Consider the following 18,770-nt stretch of genomic DNA (forward strand, 5'->3'; position numbering starts at 1 on the left):
CCGCCCCGGTGGTTACGCCTGGTGGCGCAGCGCCGCCCTAAGCCTTACGAAGCCTTGGGACACGAACGGCGGCAGCACGGCGAGCGCGAACCGCCGCAGCGGCGACCGCCGCCGTACCGCCACCTGCGCGTCCGGCGGCTGCGGCACCTCCACGGCCGGCTCGGCGGGCGGCTCGGGCGGCCGGTGCCGGGAGACCGGGTGCGCGGGCGGTACGACGGCCTTGCCGCCCTTGACCCGCACCAGCGTCCCGCCGCCCACCGTCTCGCTGCCGTGCCACAGGTCGTCACGGCCGGCCAGGAAGGCCAGCAGTGCCTCGCGCACCGGCGCCGGGTCGCCCCAGGTGCCGTAGAGCTTGGTGCCGGTCACGCACACCGGGTTGAGGCCGCCGGTGGCGACCGCCTCCCAGACCGCGGCGGCCACCCCCGGGCAGTGCTCGGAGCGGTAGTCGTCGAGGGCCACGACGCCGTGCGGGTGCAGCAGGGCGCGGGCGCTGTCGATGTCGCCGCGCACGTGCTCGTACAGGTGCGAGCCGTCGATGTGCGCGAAGCGGCAGCTGGCCGCGGCCACCCGGTCGGGCACGAGCGAGGACAGGCCCTGGACGACGGTCGGCAGGGCGTCGTGGAAGGACAGGTAATTTGCCTCGAACGAGCGACGGGTGAGCGTCGCGTAGGAGTACCGCATCTCCGCGGAGTTGGCGTCGTCCTGCGCCGGGGAATCGAACAGGTCGCAGACGGTGAAGGTCTCGCCGTCGCGCAGGTAACCGCCGAGGAAGATCGCGCTCTTGCCCATGTAGGCGCCGATCTCCAGCAGGTCGCCGGGTTCGGTCAGCTCCTGCTGCCGGGTCAGGAACCAGTCGAAGAGCACCTGGTCGGCGGGGAAGAACCAGCCCTTGACCTCGTCCAGCGAGGTGGGCGCGGGCAGCTGCTCGCCGGCCGGTCCGGCGGCGGCGGGGGAGAGCGTCATGACGATCCGTTCGAACGGGTGGCGGCCCCCGGCGGGGGCCGCTCCGGGCTGCGGGGGGCGTCAGTGTAGACGTCCCCCGCTGCCCGGAATGCCCGGTCGTACCCGGCCGGCTCACTTCACGGCGCCGGCCATGACCCCGTTGACGAACTGCCGCTGGAAGGCGAAGAAGACCGCCAGCGGGATGACCATCGACACGAAGGCGCCGGGCGCCAGGATGTCGATGTTGTTGCCGAACTGCCGCACCTGCTGCTGCAGCGCCACCGTGATGGGCTGCGAGTCGCTGTCCGCGAAGATCAGCGCGACCAGCATGTCGTTCCACACCCACAGGAACTGGAAGATGCCCAGCGACGCGATGGCCGGGCCGCCCAGCGGCAGCACCACCCGCAGGAAGAGCCGCAGTTCGCCCGCGCCGTCCAGCCGCGCGGCCTCCAGCAGCTCGCGCGGGATCTCCGCGAAGAAGTTCCGCAGCAGGAAGATCGCGAACGGCAGCCCGAAGGCGGTGTGGAAGAGCACCACCCCGGAGATGTCGCCGAAGATCCCGATGTCGCCGAACAGCTTCGCCACCGGGATGAGCGCCACCTGCACCGGCACCACGAGCATCGCCACCACCGCGATGAACCACCAGTCGCGGCCGGGGAAGTCCATCCAGGCGAAGGCGTAGCCGGCCAGCGCGCCGATCACCACGACCAGCAGCGTGGCCGGGACGGTGATCAGCGCGGTGTTCACCAGCGAGTCGGTGACGGCGTGGTTGTCCAGCAGTGTGCGGTAGTTGGTCACCGTCAGCTGCGAGGGGGAGGTGAAGACCTTCCACCAGCCGCTCGCCGCGATGTCGGTCGGGGTGCGCAGGCTGGACAGCAGCAGGCCCACCGTCGGCAGCAGCCAGAACAGGCCCACCACCAGCAGCACGATCCGCGTCAGCCCGCCGCTCGCCAGCTCCGCCAGCCGCGCCCCGAGCCGTCGGCCCGGCTTCTCGGCGGGCCGCGCCGCGCGGGCCGGCTCCACCGCGGGTCCCGCGGATCCCGCGGCCTGGTCCGCGCTCATCGGCGCCCCTCCTTCCGCAGCCGCCGGATGTTGAAGATCATCACCGGCAGCACCAGCAGCAGCAGGATCACGCCGATCGCGCTGCCCACGCCCTGGTTGTTGCCGCCGCCGAAGGACGACAGGTACAGCTGGAGCGCGAGCACGTTGGCGTCCTGCTGGCTGTCGCCCGGCGCGATGATGTAGACGAGGTCGAAGATCTTCAGGACGTTGATCATCAGCGTCACGGTGACGACCACCAGCACCGGCGCCAGCAGCGGCACCGTGATCCGGCGGAAGACCTGCCACTCGTTGGCGCCGTCCACCCGGGCCTGCTCCAGCAGCTCGCGCGGCATCCCGGCCAGACCCGCCGCGATGAGCACCATCGCGAAACCGGCCCACATCCAGATGTACGACGCGATGATCGACGGCGTCACCAGGCTCGGGCCGAGCCAGTTGATGCCCTCGTACTTGCCGGAGAAGTTCGACCCGGGCAGCCGCAACTGCGCGCCGACCGCGTCCGCGGGCAGCTCGTACGTCCCGTCCTTGCCGGTCTTCGCCGACGCGACGACCTTGCCGTCCTTGACCGCCTGCACCTTCACGCCCGACAGCGCCTTCTCACCCGGGTCGATCTTCCCCGGGGTGCCCGTGCCGCCGGGCCGGAAGTCCAGCCACACCGTGCCGGTGACCGCGCCCTGCTTCGGCGCCGCGGGCCTGGCGTCCCGCGCGCCCGAGGGCACCTTGTTCTGCGGGATGCCGACGAGCGGCAGATCCGCCGGGGTGTCCGCGGCCGCCTTCGCCTGCGACGTGAACGAGCCGCCCGCGGACGGCTTCAGGTCGCTGTTCGGCCGCGGTCTCGCGCCCGGGTAGGCCGCCGAGTCGCTGAAGGTGTCGTGGACCGCCACCACCACCGCGTTGGCCACACCCTGGTGCGGGTCCTGCTCGTAGACCAGCCGGAAGATGATCCCCGCGGCCAGCATCGAGATCGCCATCGGCATGAAGACGACGAGCTTGAACGCCGTGCCCCAGCTCACCTTCTCCGTCAGCACCGCGAAGACCAGCCCGAGCGCGGTCGCCACGGTCGGCGCGACCAGCACCCACACGACGTTGTTGCGCACCGCCGTGAGGATGCCGTGGTCGCTGAAGACCGTGCCGAAGTTCTTCAGCCCCACGAAGGCGCTGTCGTCCGCGTCGTACAGGCTGCGCTTGACCGTGTAGACGATCGGGTACGCCACCAGCGCACCCAGCAGCACCAGCGCGGGCAGCAGGAAGAGCGCCGCCACCCACGGCCGGGTCGTCATCACACTGCGCCGGGGCCCCTTGGCGGGCCCCGGCGGGGGCGGGACGGCGGCGGCACCGCCGCCGCCCGCCCCCGCGGTGGCGTCCGCCACCGATGCCGGGGCCACCCTCAGCCCCCGTAGGCCTTGGCGGCGTCCGCCTCCAGCTTGGCCTGCGCGCCCGCGATGTCCGACGGGTTGGCGAGGAAGTCCTGGAGGTCCTTCCACTCGCCCTGGCCCTTCGTGCCGCCGAAGGCCGCCGGCGCCTGGTCCGACATGTCGAAGCGGAAGTCGTCGCCCGCGCCGATCAGCGAGGTGGCGATGTTGCGCTGCACGTCGTCCGGGTACGCCGCCATGTCCAGGTTCTTGTTCGGCGACAGGTAACCGCCGCCCTGCGCCCAGATCTTGGCCGCGTCCGGCGAGGCGATGAAGGTCAGCAGCGCCTGCGCCGCCGGGGTGTCCTTCAGCGCGACCGCCACGTCACCGCCGCTGACGACCGGCGCCTTGCCGCTGCCGACCGCCGGGAAGGCGAACTCCTTGGCGTCCGTGCCGACCTTCGCCTTGGTGTTGCCCGAGATGAACGCCGAGACGAAGTCCGCCTCGTAGACCATCGCGGCGGCCGGCGGGTTGCCGGTGAAGGTCTGCGTCACCGACTTCGGGAAGTCCGTCGCCAGCGCGCCCTTCGTGCCGCCCGCGATCAGGTCCTTCTTGCCGAACAGCTGCGCCAGCGTGGTCAGCGCGTCCTTGACGGACGGGTCCGTCCACTTGATCTTGTGCGCGGCCAGCTGGTCGTACTTGTCCGGACCGGCCTGCGACAGATAGACGTTCTCGAACCAGTCGGTGAGCGTCCAGCCGTCCGCGCCGCCGATCGACACCGGCGCGGTGCCCGAGTCGAAGACCGTCTCCGCCGTCTTCAGGAAGTCGGCCCAGGTCTTCGGCTCCGTCGCACCCGCGTTGCTGAAGGCGGAGGTGTTGTACCAGATCATCGACTTGTTGGACACCTTGGCGTAAATGCCGTACTGGGTGCCCTTCCAGGCGCCGAGATCCTGCCAGCCCTGGGAGAAGTTCTTCTGCAGCTCGGCCTTGGCCTGCGCGCCCAGCGGCTTGAGCCAGCCCTTGTCGGCGAACTGGTGCAGCACGCCGTTCTGCGCGAGGAACGCGACGTCCGGCGGGGCGCCGCCCTGGATCTTCGCGCCCAGGAAGGTCGACTGGCTGTCACCCGTCGGCACGAACGTGCTCTTCGCACCGGTGCGCTTGTCGAACTCGTCCAGCACCTTCTGGAAGTTCTTCTGCTCCGGACCCGTCCAGACCGCGGCCACCTCCAGCTTCTGGCCGTGCAGATCCGGCAGTTGCAGCGCGTCGCCCGCGGCGCTGCTCGAACTCGCGCCGGAGCTGGGCGCGTTCTTCTTGTCCCCGTCGTCCTTCTTGCTGCCGCCGCACGCCGCGGCCGTCAGCGCGAGGGCGGACGCCACCGCGGTCGCCACCGCTATGCGCGTAGCGCGCCGGAAAGCGGTTCTCTGCGGCTTGCCCTTTAACGTGTGCATCTCGCATCCCCTCAGTCCCGTGGCGTCCTGTCCTACGCCCGGTGAACTTCCCCCGGCAAGGCCGCGAACGCCGCGCCCGCGGTGCTGTGACCACTCCGTGATCTTGGCGCAAACACGTTGGGGGGTACGGGGGTTGACGCTCCCGTCCGCCCCGCGCGGTGCGTCGCGCGATCTTCCGCCGGTGGGTGGCCGGTCGCGCAGTTCCCCGCGCTCCCTTCGCCACGGGCCGGCCTGCGCGACGCCTGCCGCAGGAGGCAGCCCGGAGCGCACGGGGGCGCGAAAGACCGCGTGGAGGTCAGGAGGAGAGCGGGGCGGCCTCCGAGGCGCGCTGCAACGCGCTGGCGAGAAGCGCGAGGTCGGTGGGCCCGTTCCCCAGCTCACGGACCTGCCGCCGCGCCGGCGGATCCCCCATCCGCTCCCACTCGACCGCCACCACCGTGGGCCGCAGCGTCGCCGTCCGGGGAATGCGCCCGCTGACCCGCCCGGCCTGGAAGGCCGTCACCGCCCCGCCCGGACGGCGGAGATAGCCGCGTCCGGGCACCGCCTCGTCGAGCCCCGCCGCGTCCTCGACGCCCACCAGGAGCGCCGCGGACTCCGGATCCGCGCTCCGCAGCGCGATCCGCAGCGGCGCCCGCTCGTCCGCGTCCGTGCCCGCGGTCCGCTCGGGCCGCCCGGTCGCGGCGACGAGGTGGACGCCGAGCCGTTCGCCCTCCCGGGCCACCGCCTCGACCGCGCGGACGACGCTGCCCGCCGCGGGCCGCCCGGGGCTGCCGAGCGCGGGCGCGACCAGCGCGTCCAGGTCGTCGACGAGCAGCACGATCCGCGGCATCGACGGCGCATCGGGCGGCTGCTCCGCGTCCGCGGGCCGCCCGCCCTGGTGCGGGACGCTCGCGGTGACGACCTGCTCGGCGTGCCACGCCGCGAACGTCTGCTCCCCGAGCACCGCGGCCCGCCGCTTCAGCTCCGCGCCCAGCGCCTGCGCGAACTCCCGCATCCGCACCGGGTCGGTCGCCACCAGGTGCTCGGTGACGTGCGGCAGGTCCGCGCACGCGGCGAGGCCCTCGCCGCGTTCCTGGCCGCCGCCGTCCAGCAGGACGAGCGCCAGCCGTTCGGGCCGCTCGCCCGCGGCGAGCGCGGCCGCGACCGACCGCAGCAGCTCCGTCTTGCCCGCGCCGGGCGCGCCCCCGACGAGCAGGTGCGGCCCCTCGGCCACGAGGTCGACGGCGACCCGCCCGCCGCCCGCCCCGGCCCCGCCGCCCGCGCCGAGGACCGCGCTCGCGGCCGGCACCGCGGGGTGCGCGGCCGCCCAGCGCGCGGCGATCTTCGCGGGGGTGGCGAGCGCGAGATCCAGCTCGTCGAGCAGCCGTACGGCCGCGGGCAGCGCGTGCCGCGACCCGGCGCCGTACGACTCCGCGTCGGCCTCCCGCAGCGGGGCCAGCGCGCGGGCGAAGTGCTCGGCCCAGGCCGCGGACACCGCGTCCAGCACGATCTCGTCGGCCTCGTCCGTGCCGTCGGCGTCCGCCGGGCCGCCGCCGCCCGCGGGCTCGACCCGCAGCGTCGTCGCGACGTCCCCGGACAGCCGGGCGACCACGCCGGTGTCCACCGCGGGCCGCTCGCCCGGCTCGGCCAGGCACAGCACGTGCACCCCGGCCGCGGGCCCGGCGGCCGCGATACGGGCGACCGTCTCGCGCAGCGCGGCCGAGCCGGGGTCGCCGTCGACGACCAGCAGCGTGTACGTCCCGGCGCCGCTGCCCGTACCGCCGGGGGCGTCTGTCGCGTCCGCCGGGTCCGCGGCGCCCGCAGCGCCCGCTTCGAGCCTGCGGACCAATTCCGCCGTCCGTGCCTGGGCCTGCTCGCGGTCGAAGGCGAGCAGCAGCCGGCAGTCCTGGCCGCGGGCCGGACGCACATGGGGGAGCCAGTTCAGCCACGCCCACTCCTCCGCCCGCTGGTCGGCGGGGCGGGCGCGGTCGGCGCTGAGCAGCACGATCTCCAGCGTGCCGGGGGCGTGCAGGGCGCACAGCTGGGCGAGCACCGCGCGGGCCAGCCCGGACAGCCGCGGGCGCGGACCGGCGAGGGTCAGCGCGGCGGACCGCGGTTCGCGCAAGCTCACGGCGAAGGGGACGCCCGCGGGCTGCCGCGGGCCGTAACCGGTCGTGCCGAGCCGTACGGCCAGCGCGTCCCGGTGGCCGGGGCCGCGCTCCCACAGGCGGCGGCCCGGCCCGAGGGCCGTCAGCAGCACCGCCGCCGGATCCGGCCACCGCTCGCGCAGCGCCGCGGCCTCCGCCCCGGCGTACGCCTCGGCGCCCTCCGCGCGCCCCGCGCCCTGGAGCCTGCGCCGGGCCCACGCGCCTATCGAGCCGACGACCCCGCCGCGCCCGGCGCCCACCCCGGGCCGCCGGGCCTGGCCGGTGTCCCGGCGCCCGTACCCCGCGGTTTCTTCCGCCTCTTCCGCGCCTGCGGGCCGGGCGCGCGGGGGAGCGCCCGGCGCGTTCCCGTACGCCGGGGGGTCGGCGGGCGGCGGGGGCGCGGCGGCCGGCTGGAGCGTGCCGTGGCCGTACGCGGTCGGCCCAGGGGCGTACGCCGCGGGCTCCGCCTCCGGCTTCGGCTCAGGCCCCGCGTCCCGCAGGCTCACCCGCAGGTGGCCCTCGCCGTCCGGGACGGCCGGCAGCGGGTGCGGGGCCGGGGCACCCGGCGGGTCGAGGCGCAGCGTGGACTCGCCGAGCTGCAATAGCGCGCCCGGCGGCAGCGGCACCGGCTGCGGGCCGACGGGCCGCCCGTCCAGCGTCGTGCCGTTCGTGGAGCCCAGATCAGCGACGACCGGCGTGCCGTCCGGGCCGAAAGCCACCTCGCAGTGCAGCCGCGAGACGTCCGGGTCGTCCAGCGGGACGTCCGCCTCCGCGGACCGGCCGATCGTCACCCGCCCGCCCGGCAGCAGATGCACACCGCCCGCGTCCGGGCCGCCGACCACCAGCAGCCGCGCCGCACCGGCCGCGGGGCTCCCGTACTCCCCGAAGCTGCCGTACGGCCCCGGGTCGTGCGGGCCCGCGGGCGCGTGCAGGGCCAGCACCGCGCCGTCCACGAGGGGCGGCACACCCAGCACCGCGGTCGGCGGTACGCGCTCCTGCCCCGCGAAGAGGGCCACCGAGGACCCGGCGGAGCGGCCCGGCTGCCCGGACCCCGCCGCGGACGCGAGCGCGCCCGCGACCGAGCCCAGCACGGTGCCCGCGGGCGCCGTCACGAGCACGTCGCTGCCGCGGGCTGCCCGGCCGCTGCGCGGCCCGAGGACGGTCAGCCGGATCTGCATCTCGTCCGCGGTCCCTTCTGCCCGGGGCGTGCGGCGGGGCGGACGTCCCTCCCCCGGCCGCGCGCACGGGCGCGTTGGCGTTGCACTGGCACTGCACTGGTACGTAGCCGCACCGACCGCGTACCGGAACGGGCGGCTCCCGGCGGAACGCGGGCACATGCACGGCGGGGCGCCGTGACCCGCCTGCCCCGCCGGGCCGTACGGGTGCATCCTCCCACCCGCCGCGGACATCGCGCCGCCGGTACCGGCACTCGCGATCTTGCCCGTGGCTGCGCTGGGCTATACGTGTGGGCCGGCGGTGCCCTGGGCGGCCTGTGCGCTTCGGGGTGCCCCCGGGGCTGCTTTGCGCGATCGTCTCGCCGTGGGTGGTTGCTCGCGCCGTTCCTCGCGCCCCTGGTTGTTGCCCGGCGGGGCATCGCGCGTCTTGTCCGGTGGCTGGGTCGGGTGCCGCCACGGGGCACCTCCTCGGAATGCGCCTTCACCCTCCCCCGTAGCCGCTGAGCCCCTCCCAGCGCATTCCTGCGGGGGCACCCCGCACCGTCCCCCTCCAGGCCGGTCTGGCGGCCACCTGCCGGTGGGGGTGATGCGCGCGGGGTGACGGCACTCGTTTTTCAAGGGCGCGGAGGCGCCGGGCACGGGCGCGTGGGTGGGCACCCGTTTTTGAGGGGCGCGGGGTACGGGTGCGTGGGTGGGCACGCGTTTTTTAGGGGCGCGTGGGGGCACCTCCCAGGCGAAGCTCTGGGGGAGAACCGAGCGACCAGCCACGACGGCGGGGAGGTCGCGGCGCCCGCCGCAGCAGGCAGCCCGGGGCGCAAAGGGGCGCGGGGGTACGGGTGCGTAGGTGGGCACTCGTTTTTAGGGGCGCGGGGAACTGCGCGACAAGCCCCCACCGACGGGGAGGTCGCGACGTCCGCCGCAACAAGCACCCCCGGGGCGCAAAGGGGCGCGGGGCGCCCCGAGGGGGAGGGGCGCAACCGGTGGGGGGTTGGGGGCGTCCTACCCGGGGATTCGGCGTTGCCGCCCGCCCCACCCCGCGCCGCACGGCACTACGCTTGGCCGGAACCGGGCATCGGGCACCGGGAGGAAGCGCCCGGTCACTACGCAGCAGGGAGCGCATGACGTGCGGCCGGTAGGCAGCAAATACCTCCTGGAGGAGCCGCTCGGGCGCGGAGCCACGGGCACCGTGTGGCGTGCCCGGGTGCGCGGCGCCGCGGAGGGCGGGGACGGCTCGGACGCGCCGCCCGCGGCGGAGGGGCTCGCGCCCGGGGCGACGGTGGCGGTGAAGGTCCTCAAGGAGGAGCTGGCCGGCGATCCCGACGTGGTGATGCGTTTCCTGCGCGAGCGCAGCGTCCTGCTGCGGCTGCGGCATCCGCACATCGTGCGGGTCCGTGATCTCGTCGTCGAGGGCGATCTGCTCGCACTGGTGATGGATCTCGTGGACGGCCCGGATCTGCACCGCTACCTGCGGGAGAACGGTCCTTTCACGCCGGTCGCGGCCTCACTGCTCACCGCGGCGGTCGCGGACGCGCTCGCCGCGAGCCACGCGGACGGCATCGTCCACCGCGATCTGAAGCCCGCGAACGTGCTGCTGGCCACCCTCGTCGACAGGGACGGCAACGAGCGCATGCACCCGATGCTGACGGACTTCGGCATCGCGCGGCTGGCCGACTCCCCGGGGGTGACCCGGACGCACGAGTTCGTGGGCACGCCCGCGTATGTGGCGCCCGAGTCGGCGCAGGGCCGTCCGCAGACGTCGGCGGTGGACGTCTACGGCGCGGGCATCCTGCTGTACGAGCTGGTCACGGGCCGGGCGCCCTTCCAGGGCGAGAGCGCGATCGAGGTGCTGCAGGCGCATCTGCGGCAGCAGCCGCAGCGGCCCGGCAACATTCCCGAGCCGCTGTGGACGGTCATCGAGCGCTGCATGCGCAAGGAGCCCGCGCAGCGGCCGAGCGCGGAGACGCTGGCCCGCGCGCTGCGGGTCGTCGCGGCGGGTGTGGGTGTGCATGCGACGCCCGCCGCCGCGGAGGCCGCGCTGGGCGTGGGGGCCATGCTCGTGCCCGACGAGGCGCCGACGCTGCCGCGCGGCGCCAACCTCGCGGCAGCGGCGGGGGCGGCCGGTCCGGACGCCGATCCGACGCAGGTGCTGCCGTCGGGGTCGGGCGGCGGGCAGCAGTACGACCCGTCGGCCGCCACCAGCGTGCTCCCGCCGACCGGCGACGGCACCCGCGTGCTGCCGCCCGTCCCGGACGCGGGTCCGCCGCAGCCGCAGGGCCCGCATCCGTGGGAGTCGCAGCTCAACGCGGCCCGGCAGCGCAACGACCAGACCGAGGCGCACTACCTGCCGCCCGAGATGGACCCGCTCTTCCGCCGCCCGCGCCGCCAGCCCGCCCGCCCCGCACAGGGTCAGGGCCAGGGACGGGGCCAGAACCAGGGCCAGGGGTACGGCTATCCGCAGCAGCAGCAGCAGGGCGGGCAGGGGCAGGGCTACGGCTACCCGCAGCAGCACCAGCCCCAGCAACAGCAGCCGCGCTACCAGCAGCCCCCGCAGCAGCAGGCGTACGACCAGCGGCGCTACGAGCAGCAGCCGCAGCGGTACGAGCCGCCGCAGCAGCAGCGCCCGCAGGCGCCGGAGCGCGAGCCGCGGCGGCGCGGCGCCAATCCGGTCAAGATCCCGGGTCTGGGGTGCCTGAAGGGCTGCCTCGTGGTGATCCTGGTGCTCGTCGCGCTGTTCGTGCTGGTCTGGTACACCACGCCGCTGCCCGACTGGTTCAACACCACGCGCAACCTGTGGGACGCGTCGTCGGACTGGCTCAAGTCGGCCTGGCACACCATCTCGTCCATCACCGGCGACTCCGGCGGCGGCAACGGCACGGGCACACCCACGCCGGGCATCAACGGCACGCCCGGGATCGACGGCGACCGGCTGAAGGACCTCGGCAACGGGCTCACCGGCGGCTGACCGGCGGGGTGTGCCGGGCGACATGGGCGACGGTCGCGGTGAGGAAGGCGCGCAGCACCTCCTCGGTCTCCGGCGAGGTGCTCCCGTCCGCCGCGATCAGGTCCGGCGTCCACCGCAGGCACGTCTCGGGGGCGCCGAGCACCACCGTGCCGCAGTAGCCGAGCACGGCCCGCAGTTGGGCCTGCGCGACGGCCGTACCGGCGGAGCCGAGGCCCGCGCCCACGAGCGCGACCGGCTTGCCCGTCCAGGAGTTGTCGCCCCAGGGGCGGGAGGCGTAGTCGACGGCGTTCTTCAGCACCCCGGGGACGCCCCGGTTGTGCTCGGGGCTGACGACGATCACCCCGTCCGCCGTCTCGACGGCCTTCTTCAGCGCGAGCGCCGCCTCGGGGAAGGCCGCGTCGTCGTCCTGGTTGTAGAGCGGCACTCCGGCGATCGGGATCTCGCTCATGGTCACCTCCGGGGGTGCCAGCCGGGTCAGCGCGCGGGCCACGCGCCGGTTCACGGAGTGCCGGGAGAGGCTGCCGACGAGATAGCCGAGGGTGAGGGTCATGCGGTGCTCCTGGAGGGGTCCGGCGGGCGGGTCGTGACCACCGTCGCGGACGGCCGCACCCCGGCAGAAGACCGGTCCTGCGCATGGACTCATACACTGCGCGCATGAATACCGACGCCGTGGACGTCCGCGAGCTGCGGGTGTTCACCACCGTCGCCGCGTGCGGCAGTTTCAGCGCCGCCGCGCGGGAGCTGGGCATCACGCAGCCGTCGGTGTCGCGGGCGGTGGCGCGGCTGGAGGCGGCCGTCGGCGTGCCGCTGGTGGTCAGGACGACCCGGCGGCTGAGCCTCACCGACGCCGGTACGGTCCTGCTGCGCGAGGCCCGGCAGGCCCTGGACCAGCTGGCGGCCGCCGTGACGCTGGCGCGCCGGGCCGCGCGCGGACCCGGGCGGCTGACCGTCGCCGTCAAGCCCGACGGGGACGCCGGGCTGCTGGCCACCGCGCTGCCGGGCCTGGAGGCGCTGCTCGGCGACCGGATCGACCTGGTCCTGGCCGAGACCCCCGAGCTGGCCCCCGCGGTGCGGACCGGCCGCGCCGACGTCTGCCTGGTCGCGGGCCCGGTCGATCTGACGGGTCTGGACCACGACCTCGTCCTGAGCGAGCCCCGGCTGGCCGTCCTGCCCGCCGCGCACCGGTTCGCCGGGCGCGACCGGCTGGAGCGGGCGGAGCTGGACGGCGAACCGGTCGTCCGGTGGCCCCGGCTGCCGCGCCCACTGGACCGCTTCTACCAGGGCCTCGTCGGCGACGAACCGCCGCGGACGGTCCCGGCGCCCGACGCCCGCGACCTCGCCGAGGCGCTGCGGCTGGTCGAACTCGGGCGCGGCGTCACCTTCCTGCCGGTGAGCGTCGTCCGCCGCTTCGCCGCGCGCGCCGTCCGTACCGTCGCGGTCGGCGGCCTCCCGCCGAGCGAACTGCGCCTCGCCTGGCGGGCCGTCAGCCGCGATCCGGCCGTCTCCCGGCTCATCGACCACATCCACGCCACGGCGGCCTCGTGACGGCCCGCGGCGCCCGTGCGGAAGGCCAGTGAGGGGATTTGTCGACTTCTGGAGGGTGATTTCTCGTGCGGAAAGCGTCCTCACCGACCTCCCGTATCCCGAACCGCCGCTCATCCGCGTAGCTTTGTCGCCAACGCGACGGACCGTCGGAGGAGTCGGAGCAAGCCTTGGCCAGGAAGATCGGCAGCCGCTACACCGCCCACCAGGTGCTCGGGCGGGGATCCGCGGGCACGGTGTGGCTCGGTGACGGCCCCGAGGGACCGGTCGCCATCAAGCTGCTGCGCGAGGACCTCGCGTCCGACCAGGACCTCGTCGGACGCTTCGTGCAGGAGCGCACCGCCCTGCTGTCGCTCGACCACCCGCACATCGTCGGCATCCGCGACCTCGTCGTCGACGGCAGCGACCTGGCCCTGGTCATGGACCTGGTGCGCGGCACCGACCTGCGCTCCCGGCTGGAGCGCGAGCGGCGCCTCGCCCCGCAGGCGGCGGTCGCCATCGCCGCCGATGTCGCCGACGGGCTCGCCGCCGCGCACGCCGCGGGCGTCGTGCACCGCGACGTCAAACCCGAGAACGTACTGCTGGACTCCGCCGCCCCGACCGGCCCCGGCGGCGCGCCGCCCGCGCTGCTCACCGACTTCGGTATCGCCCGGCTCGTCGACACCCCGCGCCGCACCCGCGCGACCCGCATCATCGGCACGCCCGACTACCTCGCCCCGGAGATCATCGAGGGCCTGCCGCCGCGCGCCTCGGTCGACATCTACGCGCTGGCCACCGTGCTGTACGAGCTGCTCGGCGGCTTCACCCCGTTCGGCGGCGGCCACCCCGGCGCGGTGCTGCGGCGGCACGTCACCGAGGCCGTCCAGCCGCTGCCCGGCCTGCCCCCCGAGCTCGACCGCGTCCTCACCGCGTGCCTGGCCAAGGCGCCCGCCTCCCGGCTGACCGCCGCCGAGCTGGGTGCGAAGCTGCGCGACCTGCTGCCGCGGCTGGCCGGCCTGCCCGCCCTCGACGTCGCCGCGCCCGGCGACCAGGGCGAGGGAGGCGACGCCGGGTACGACGCCGAGGACGGCACGGAGCCCGGCGTCCCGCTGCCGCCCCCGCCCCCCGCCGGAGCCGACGGCGGCGACCGGCGGCGCGGCGCCGTACCGCTGGTCCGCGGCTCGGCCCCGGACTCCAGCCGGGACACCCACACCAGCATCAAGCTGCCCACCCCCGAGGAGCTGGCGAGCTACGGCGCCGCCTCCCGCGCGGGCGGCAAGGCGCGCGCGTCCTCGCCCGGCCGCCCGGCGAGCCCGCGGCACCGCTCCGTCTCGGACGCCATACGGCAGCGCCGCATCCGCTTCGCCGCCGCGGCGGCCGCGGCGCTCGCCGTCGCCGGGATCGGCGGCTGGGGCATCGCGGCGGCCGGGTCCTCCGGTTCGTCCGGCTCCGGCGACTCGCGCGGCGACACCCCGCCCAGCGACCCGCCCGCGACGCAAGCGAAGCACGCGACCACCCCCGCCGCCCCCACGGCCGCCGCCGACGCCCCGCAGAGCCGCACCGGGCAGCCCATCGCGCTGCCGCGCTGGTCCGGCTTCCAGGGTGTCCCCGCCGCCGGGGTCCCGCTGACCGGCGGCCCGCGCGCGCTCGCCGTGCACGGCGCCACGTACGTCTTCGCGCGGGGCAAGGACAAGAACGTCTGGTACGTCGTCCGCGACAGCCACGGCGGCTACGGGCGCTGGCACAAGCTCACCGGCATAAACGTCGACGACGACCCCGCCGTGGTCTCCGCCCGCGACGGCCGGATCGACCTCTTCGCGCTCGGCACCGACGGCCTGCTCTACCGCCGCACCATGACCGGCGCGACCGGCGCCACCTCCGGCGGCGACTGGAACGCCTGGTCGCAGGTCGACGAGCGCACCCACTTCGACGCCGCCCCCGCCGCTGCGTCCTCCGAACCCGGCCGGGTCGACCTCGTCGGCCGGGTCGGCGGCGACCTGGTCACCGCCTCGCTCGTCGGCGACCGCTGGAACGCCTGGGCCGTCGTGCCCACCGCAGGCCGTGTCACCGCCGCCCCCGCGCTGGTTTCGCGGGCCCGCGGCACCCTGGACGCCTTCGTCGTCCGCAAGGCCGACGGGGCCGTGCTCCAGCTCCCCTACTCCGGCGGCGCGTGGCGCCCCTCCGCCGTCGTCCAGGGCCTGGACGCGACCGCCCGGCCCGACGCGGTGGCCGCGGGCGGCCGCCTCTACGCCTTCGCCGCGGGCAGCCAGGCCGCCGCCACCCCCGACACGGACTGGTCCGCCGCCCCGCTGCCCGGCACGGACGCGGACCGGGCGGTCGGCACGGTCGCCGCCTCCCCGCACACCCTGGAGCTGTTCACCCGCACCGCGGGCGGCACCCTGACCCGCGCGACGGCCTCGGTATGAGCCGCGGCGGGCGGCACCGGCCCCGCGGTGCGGCGGCGGGCGGACGGCGTCGGCTTGATTCGGCCAGCCGGTAGGCTGGACCCGTGGCAATCGTCGATGTATCCGAAGAACTGAAATCCCTGTCCTCGACCATGGGGTCGATCGAGGCCGTCCTCGACCTCGACCGGATGCGGGACGACATCGCCGCGCTTGAGGAGCAGGCGGCGGCGCCGACCCTCTGGGACGACCTGGACAACGCCCAGAAGATCACCAGCCGGCTCTCCCACCTCCAGGCCGAGCTGCGCAAGGTCGAGGCACTGCGCGGCCGGATCGACGACCTCGGGGTCCTCTTCGAGCTGGCCGAGGCCGAGGACGACGCCGACACGCGCGCCGAGGCCGAGGCCGAGCTGGGCGACGTCCGCAAGGCGCTGGACGAGATGGAGGTCAGGACCCTGCTGTCGGGCGAGTACGACGCCCGCGAGGCCCTGGTCAACATCCGCGCCGAGGCCGGCGGTGTCGACGCGGCCGACTTCGCCGAGCAGCTCCAGCGCATGTACCTGCGCTGGGCCGAGCGCCACGGCTACCCGACGGAGATCTACGAGACGTCCTTCGCCGAGGAGGCCGGCATCAAGTCGACCACCTTCGTCGTCAAGGCCCCCTACGCCTACGGCACCCTCTCCGTCGAGCAGGGCACCCACCGCATGGTGCGCATCTCGCCCTTCGACAACCAGGGCCGCCGCCAGACGTCCTTCGCGGGCGTCGAGGTGCTGCCGGTCGTGGAGCAGAGCGACCACGTCGAGATCGACGAGTCCGAGCTGCGCGTGGACGTCTACCGCGCCTCCGGTCCCGGCGGCCAGGGCGTCAACACCACCGACTCCGCCGTCCGCATCACCCACCTGCCGACCGGCATCGTCGTCTCCTGCCAGAACGAGCGCTCCCAGATCCAGAACAAGGCGAGCGCCATGAACGTCCTCCAGGCCAAGCTGCTCGAACGCCGCCGCCAGGAGGAGCAGGCCCTGATGGACTCCCTCGGCAAGAGCGACGGCGGCAACTCCTGGGGCAACCAGATGCGTTCGTACGTCCTGCACCCCTACCAGATGGTCAAGGACCTGCGCACCGAGCACGAGGTCGGCAACCCCCAGGGCGTCCTCGACGGCGACATCGACGGCTTCATCGAGGCGGGCATCCGCTGGCGCAAGTCCCGCGAGAAGTCCGCCGCCTGAGTCCCGGGCAGCCCCGCCATGTCACAGACGTGTACGGAAGTGCCGTGCACGTCAGGGCAATTGGTGCATTGTGTGCTTAATGCCCTTGACGGTCCGCCGGAAAGCCGCAAGGGTAATGCGCGGCATGCGCATGCGCGGAGGAGTCAGCGCACGGGGGAGAGCGTCGAAGCCCTCCAGTGACAACACCACCACGATGCTGCGCAGCCCGAAGCAGACATCTACTGGGGGTAATTGACTCATGAGCAAGCGCAACACGCGGGTGCGTGTGGCTCGCATAGCCGCGGCGGTCGTCGTCGCCGGCGGCGCGTCGCTGACGGCGGTGGGCGCGGCGCAGGCCGTCTCCCCGAACCACACGGTCGTCAAGGCTCTTGACGGCGAGGGCGACACCGACGGCACGATCTCCGGCACGTCGGAGGGCACGTCCACCGGTACGTCGGAGGGCACGTCCACGGGCACGTCCGAGGGCACCTCGACGGGTACGTCGGAGGGCACGTCCACGGGTACGTCCACCGGCACCTCGACGGGTACGTCCGAGGGCACGTCCACGGGTACGTCCACGGGCACCTCGACCGGTACGTCCACCGGTACGTCCGAGGGCACGTCCACCGGTACCTCGACGGGTACCTCCACGGGCACGTCGGAGGGTACGTCCACCGGTACCTCGACGGGCACGTCCACCGGTACGTCCGAGGGCACGTCCACGGGTACGTCCACGGGCACCTCGACCGGTACGTCCGAGGGCACGTCCACCGGTACCTCCACGGGCACGTCGGAGGGCACCTCGACCGGTACGTCCACGGGCACCTCGACGGGTACGTCCACCGGTACGTCCACGGGCACCTCGACCGGCACGTCCACCGGCACCTCGACCGGCACGTCCGCGGGTACGTCCCAGGGCAACCAGAACGGTGGAAACCAGAACGGCGGCAACCAGAACGGTGGAAACCAGAACGGCGGCAACACCGGCACCGACGGCAACAACAACACCTGCACGCTGACCGGCGAGAGCGTCGACTGCGGCAACAACAACACCAGCACCGACAACACGGCGCCGGTCCCGCAGGGCAACACCACGAGCCAGCTCGCCGAGACCGGCTCCAGCGGCACCACCTTCCTGCTGATCGGCGCCGCGACGCTGATCGCGGGCGGTGTCGGCTTCACGCTGACCCCGCGCCTGGCGGGCCGTCGCGGCGGCGGCACCGCCGCCTGACGGCAGCCGTACGCCACCCACGCACGAGACCGGGGCCCGGAACGCGACAAGCGTTCCGGGCCCCGGTCTGTGCCGATGTACGGCGGGTGTTCTCAGCGGCGCCTTTTCCTCACGGAGGGTGACGAACGGCGGCTCACGCCGTGGCGTGCTCCACGACCAGCACGACCGCGAGGAGGGCCACCAGGAGGGCGACGAGGGTCGCGGGGGATATCGAGGACCAGCCGGGCTCCTGCTGCATGCGGGCGCGGTTGGCGCGGCACACGGGGCAGCGGCCCTCGGCCACCGGGCCGGAACAGTTCGCGCACACCAGTCGGTCGACTGTCATGGTGATCTCCTCACTCCGTCCGGTGAACGCAGCCGGTGGGGGAATCGTTCCCGAGCGGACGCGCTCTAGTCCTGCGACACCGTGCGTTCACCGTGTGCTCGAAGGGGTCACGCTGTCTCCACTGTGCCAGGTTCCCGGGCGGTGTGCGCAAGGGGGCGGTAGAACGCGCGGGCGCGAGGCCGCGGCCGCCGGACGGGAATGCCAGAGCTTGCCCGGTTATGCCCTGTGGGACGGCGCACGAACCCTCCGCGACGACTGCGCGGCAGTTGCGCTCTCGCGTAGTGTCGCCCTACATCCCCAGTCCGCTCACCCCGCAAACCATTGGTGCGAACGTGATCCGATTCGACAACGTCTCCAAGACCTACCCGAAGCAGAACCGTCCCGCCCTGCGCGATGTATCGCTGGAGATCGAGAAGGGTGAGTTCGTCTTCCTGGTCGGCTCGTCGGGGTCGGGCAAGTCGACCTTCCTGCGGCTGATCCTGCGCGAGGAGCGGACCGACACCGGCATGGTGCACGTCCTCGGCAAGGACCTCAACCGGCTGTCGAACTGGAAGGTCCCGCACATGCGGCGCCAGCTCGGCACCGTCTTCCAGGACTTCCGGCTGCTGCCGAACAAGACCGTCGGCGAGAACGTCGCCTTCGCCCTCGAAGTCATCGGCAAGCCGCGCGGCACGATCCGCAAGACCGTGCCCGAGGTGCTGGACCTGGTGGGCCTGGCCGGCAAGGAGGACCGCATGCCCGGCGAGCTCTCCGGTGGTGAGCAGCAGCGTGTGGCCATCGCCCGCGCGTTCGTCAACCGCCCGATGCTGCTGATCGCGGACGAGCCGACCGGAAACCTGGACCCGCAGACGTCCGTCGGCATCATGCGGCTGCTCGACCGCATCAACCGGACCGGCACGACCGTGGTGATGGCCACGCACGACCAGAACATCGTCGACCAGATGCGCAAGCGCGTCATCGAACTGGAGAAGGGGCGACTGGTGCGCGACCAGTCGCGCGGTGTCTACGGCTACCAGCACTAG

General features: G+C 74.2%; 12 protein-coding genes and 1 pseudogene. 6 read left to right on the forward strand and 7 right to left on the reverse strand.

The window, feature by feature from the left end:
- Positions 1–12 precede the first annotated feature (12 nt).
- The 5 genes from ACWERV_RS29735 to ACWERV_RS29755 form a co-directional block, all read right to left on the reverse strand.
- Positions 13–963: a class I SAM-dependent methyltransferase gene (locus ACWERV_RS29735; protein WP_452938876.1), complete on the reverse strand. Its 951-nt coding sequence runs from the start codon at positions 961–963 to the stop codon at positions 13–15.
- A 111-nt stretch (positions 964–1,074) separates the two neighbouring features.
- Positions 1,075–2,004, reverse strand: coding sequence for a carbohydrate ABC transporter permease (locus ACWERV_RS29740; protein ID WP_452938879.1), 930 nt, complete (start codon positions 2,002–2,004; stop codon positions 1,075–1,077).
- On the reverse strand, positions 2,001–3,281 hold the full coding sequence (locus ACWERV_RS29745; RefSeq protein ID WP_452938915.1) for a carbohydrate ABC transporter permease: 1,281 nt from the start codon (positions 3,279–3,281) through the stop codon (positions 2,001–2,003). Before ACWERV_RS29745 ends, ACWERV_RS29740 begins: the two co-directional genes overlap by 4 nt.
- A 107-nt stretch (positions 3,282–3,388) precedes the next feature.
- Positions 3,389–4,801: an ABC transporter substrate-binding protein gene (locus tag ACWERV_RS29750; protein WP_398180983.1), complete on the reverse strand. Its 1,413-nt coding sequence runs from the start codon at positions 4,799–4,801 to the stop codon at positions 3,389–3,391.
- 295 nt (positions 4,802–5,096) lie between these two features.
- Complete coding sequence (locus ACWERV_RS29755; RefSeq protein WP_452938882.1) at positions 5,097–8,105, reverse strand: FtsK/SpoIIIE domain-containing protein; 3,009 nt, start codon at positions 8,103–8,105, stop codon at positions 5,097–5,099.
- 1,120 nt (positions 8,106–9,225) lie between these two features.
- Here ACWERV_RS29755 and ACWERV_RS29760 point away from each other — a divergent pair.
- A complete protein-coding gene (locus ACWERV_RS29760; RefSeq protein WP_452938885.1) occupies positions 9,226–11,064 on the forward strand; it encodes a serine/threonine-protein kinase in 1,839 nt (612 codons plus the stop codon).
- Here the strand turns inward: ACWERV_RS29760 and ACWERV_RS29765 are convergent.
- The gene (locus ACWERV_RS29765) at positions 11,051–11,614 is read right to left on the reverse strand and encodes an NADPH-dependent FMN reductase (protein ID WP_452938887.1); all 564 of its coding nucleotides are present in this window, start codon (positions 11,612–11,614) and stop codon (positions 11,051–11,053) included. The genes ACWERV_RS29760 and ACWERV_RS29765 overlap by 14 nt on opposite strands.
- A gap of 104 nt (positions 11,615–11,718) precedes the next feature.
- On the opposite strand from ACWERV_RS29765, the gene ACWERV_RS29770 reads away from it, so the two are divergent.
- From ACWERV_RS29770 to ACWERV_RS29785, 4 genes and pseudogenes are all read left to right on the forward strand, one after another.
- Positions 11,719–12,609 (forward strand): LysR family transcriptional regulator, encoded by an 891-nt coding sequence (locus ACWERV_RS29770; RefSeq protein ID WP_452938890.1) that lies wholly within the window; start codon positions 11,719–11,721, stop codon positions 12,607–12,609.
- 167 nt (positions 12,610–12,776) lie between these two features.
- Positions 12,777–14,060, forward strand: a pseudogene (locus tag ACWERV_RS29775) (serine/threonine-protein kinase); the annotation flags it as partial.
- A gap of 1,034 nt (positions 14,061–15,094) precedes the next feature.
- Entirely contained in the window at positions 15,095–16,213 is a 1,119-nt protein-coding gene (gene prfB / locus ACWERV_RS29780) for a peptide chain release factor 2 (RefSeq protein WP_452938893.1), read from the forward strand.
- A gap of 238 nt (positions 16,214–16,451) precedes the next feature.
- Positions 16,452–17,423, forward strand: a complete 972-nt coding sequence (locus ACWERV_RS29785) for a hypothetical protein (RefSeq protein WP_452938894.1) — start codon at positions 16,452–16,454, stop codon at positions 17,421–17,423.
- Positions 17,424–17,556: 133 nt separating this feature from the next.
- On the opposite strand, the gene ACWERV_RS29790 is transcribed toward ACWERV_RS29785, so the two are convergent.
- Positions 17,557–17,748 carry a hypothetical protein gene (locus ACWERV_RS29790; RefSeq protein WP_031525189.1) on the reverse strand — a complete coding sequence of 64 codons (192 nt, stop codon included), beginning with the start codon at positions 17,746–17,748 and terminating at the stop codon, positions 17,557–17,559.
- Between the two features lie 332 nt (positions 17,749–18,080).
- Here ACWERV_RS29790 and ftsE point away from each other — a divergent pair, with 332 nt between their 5' ends.
- Entirely contained in the window at positions 18,081–18,770 is a 690-nt protein-coding gene (ftsE, locus tag ACWERV_RS29795; RefSeq protein ID WP_031525191.1) for a cell division ATP-binding protein FtsE, read from the forward strand.

It is taken from the genome of Streptomyces sp. NPDC004031 (assembly GCF_053604375.1).

What these genes read in the sequence shown, in the direction of transcription:
- ACWERV_RS29735 (WP_452938876.1), bottom strand. Translation starts at nt 963, where the DNA reads ATGACGCTCTCCCCCGCCGCCGCCGGACCGGCCGGCGAGCAGCTGCCC.
- ACWERV_RS29740 (WP_452938879.1), bottom strand. Translation starts at nt 2,004, where the DNA reads ATGAGCGCGGACCAGGCCGCGGGATCCGCGGGACCCGCGGTGGAGCCG.
- ACWERV_RS29745 (WP_452938915.1), bottom strand. Translation starts at nt 3,281, where the DNA reads ATGACGACCCGGCCGTGGGTGGCGGCGCTCTTCCTGCTGCCCGCGCTG.
- ACWERV_RS29750 (WP_398180983.1), bottom strand. Translation starts at nt 4,801, where the DNA reads ATGCACACGTTAAAGGGCAAGCCGCAGAGAACCGCTTTCCGGCGCGCT.
- ACWERV_RS29755 (WP_452938882.1), bottom strand. Translation starts at nt 8,105, where the DNA reads ATGCAGATCCGGCTGACCGTCCTCGGGCCGCGCAGCGGCCGGGCAGCC.
- ACWERV_RS29765 (WP_452938887.1), bottom strand. Translation starts at nt 11,614, where the DNA reads ATGACCCTCACCCTCGGCTATCTCGTCGGCAGCCTCTCCCGGCACTCC.
- ACWERV_RS29770 (WP_452938890.1), top strand. Translation starts at nt 11,719, where the DNA reads ATGAATACCGACGCCGTGGACGTCCGCGAGCTGCGGGTGTTCACCACC.
- ACWERV_RS29785 (WP_452938894.1), top strand. Translation starts at nt 16,452, where the DNA reads ATGAGCAAGCGCAACACGCGGGTGCGTGTGGCTCGCATAGCCGCGGCG.
- ACWERV_RS29790 (WP_031525189.1), bottom strand. Translation starts at nt 17,748, where the DNA reads ATGACAGTCGACCGACTGGTGTGCGCGAACTGTTCCGGCCCGGTGGCC.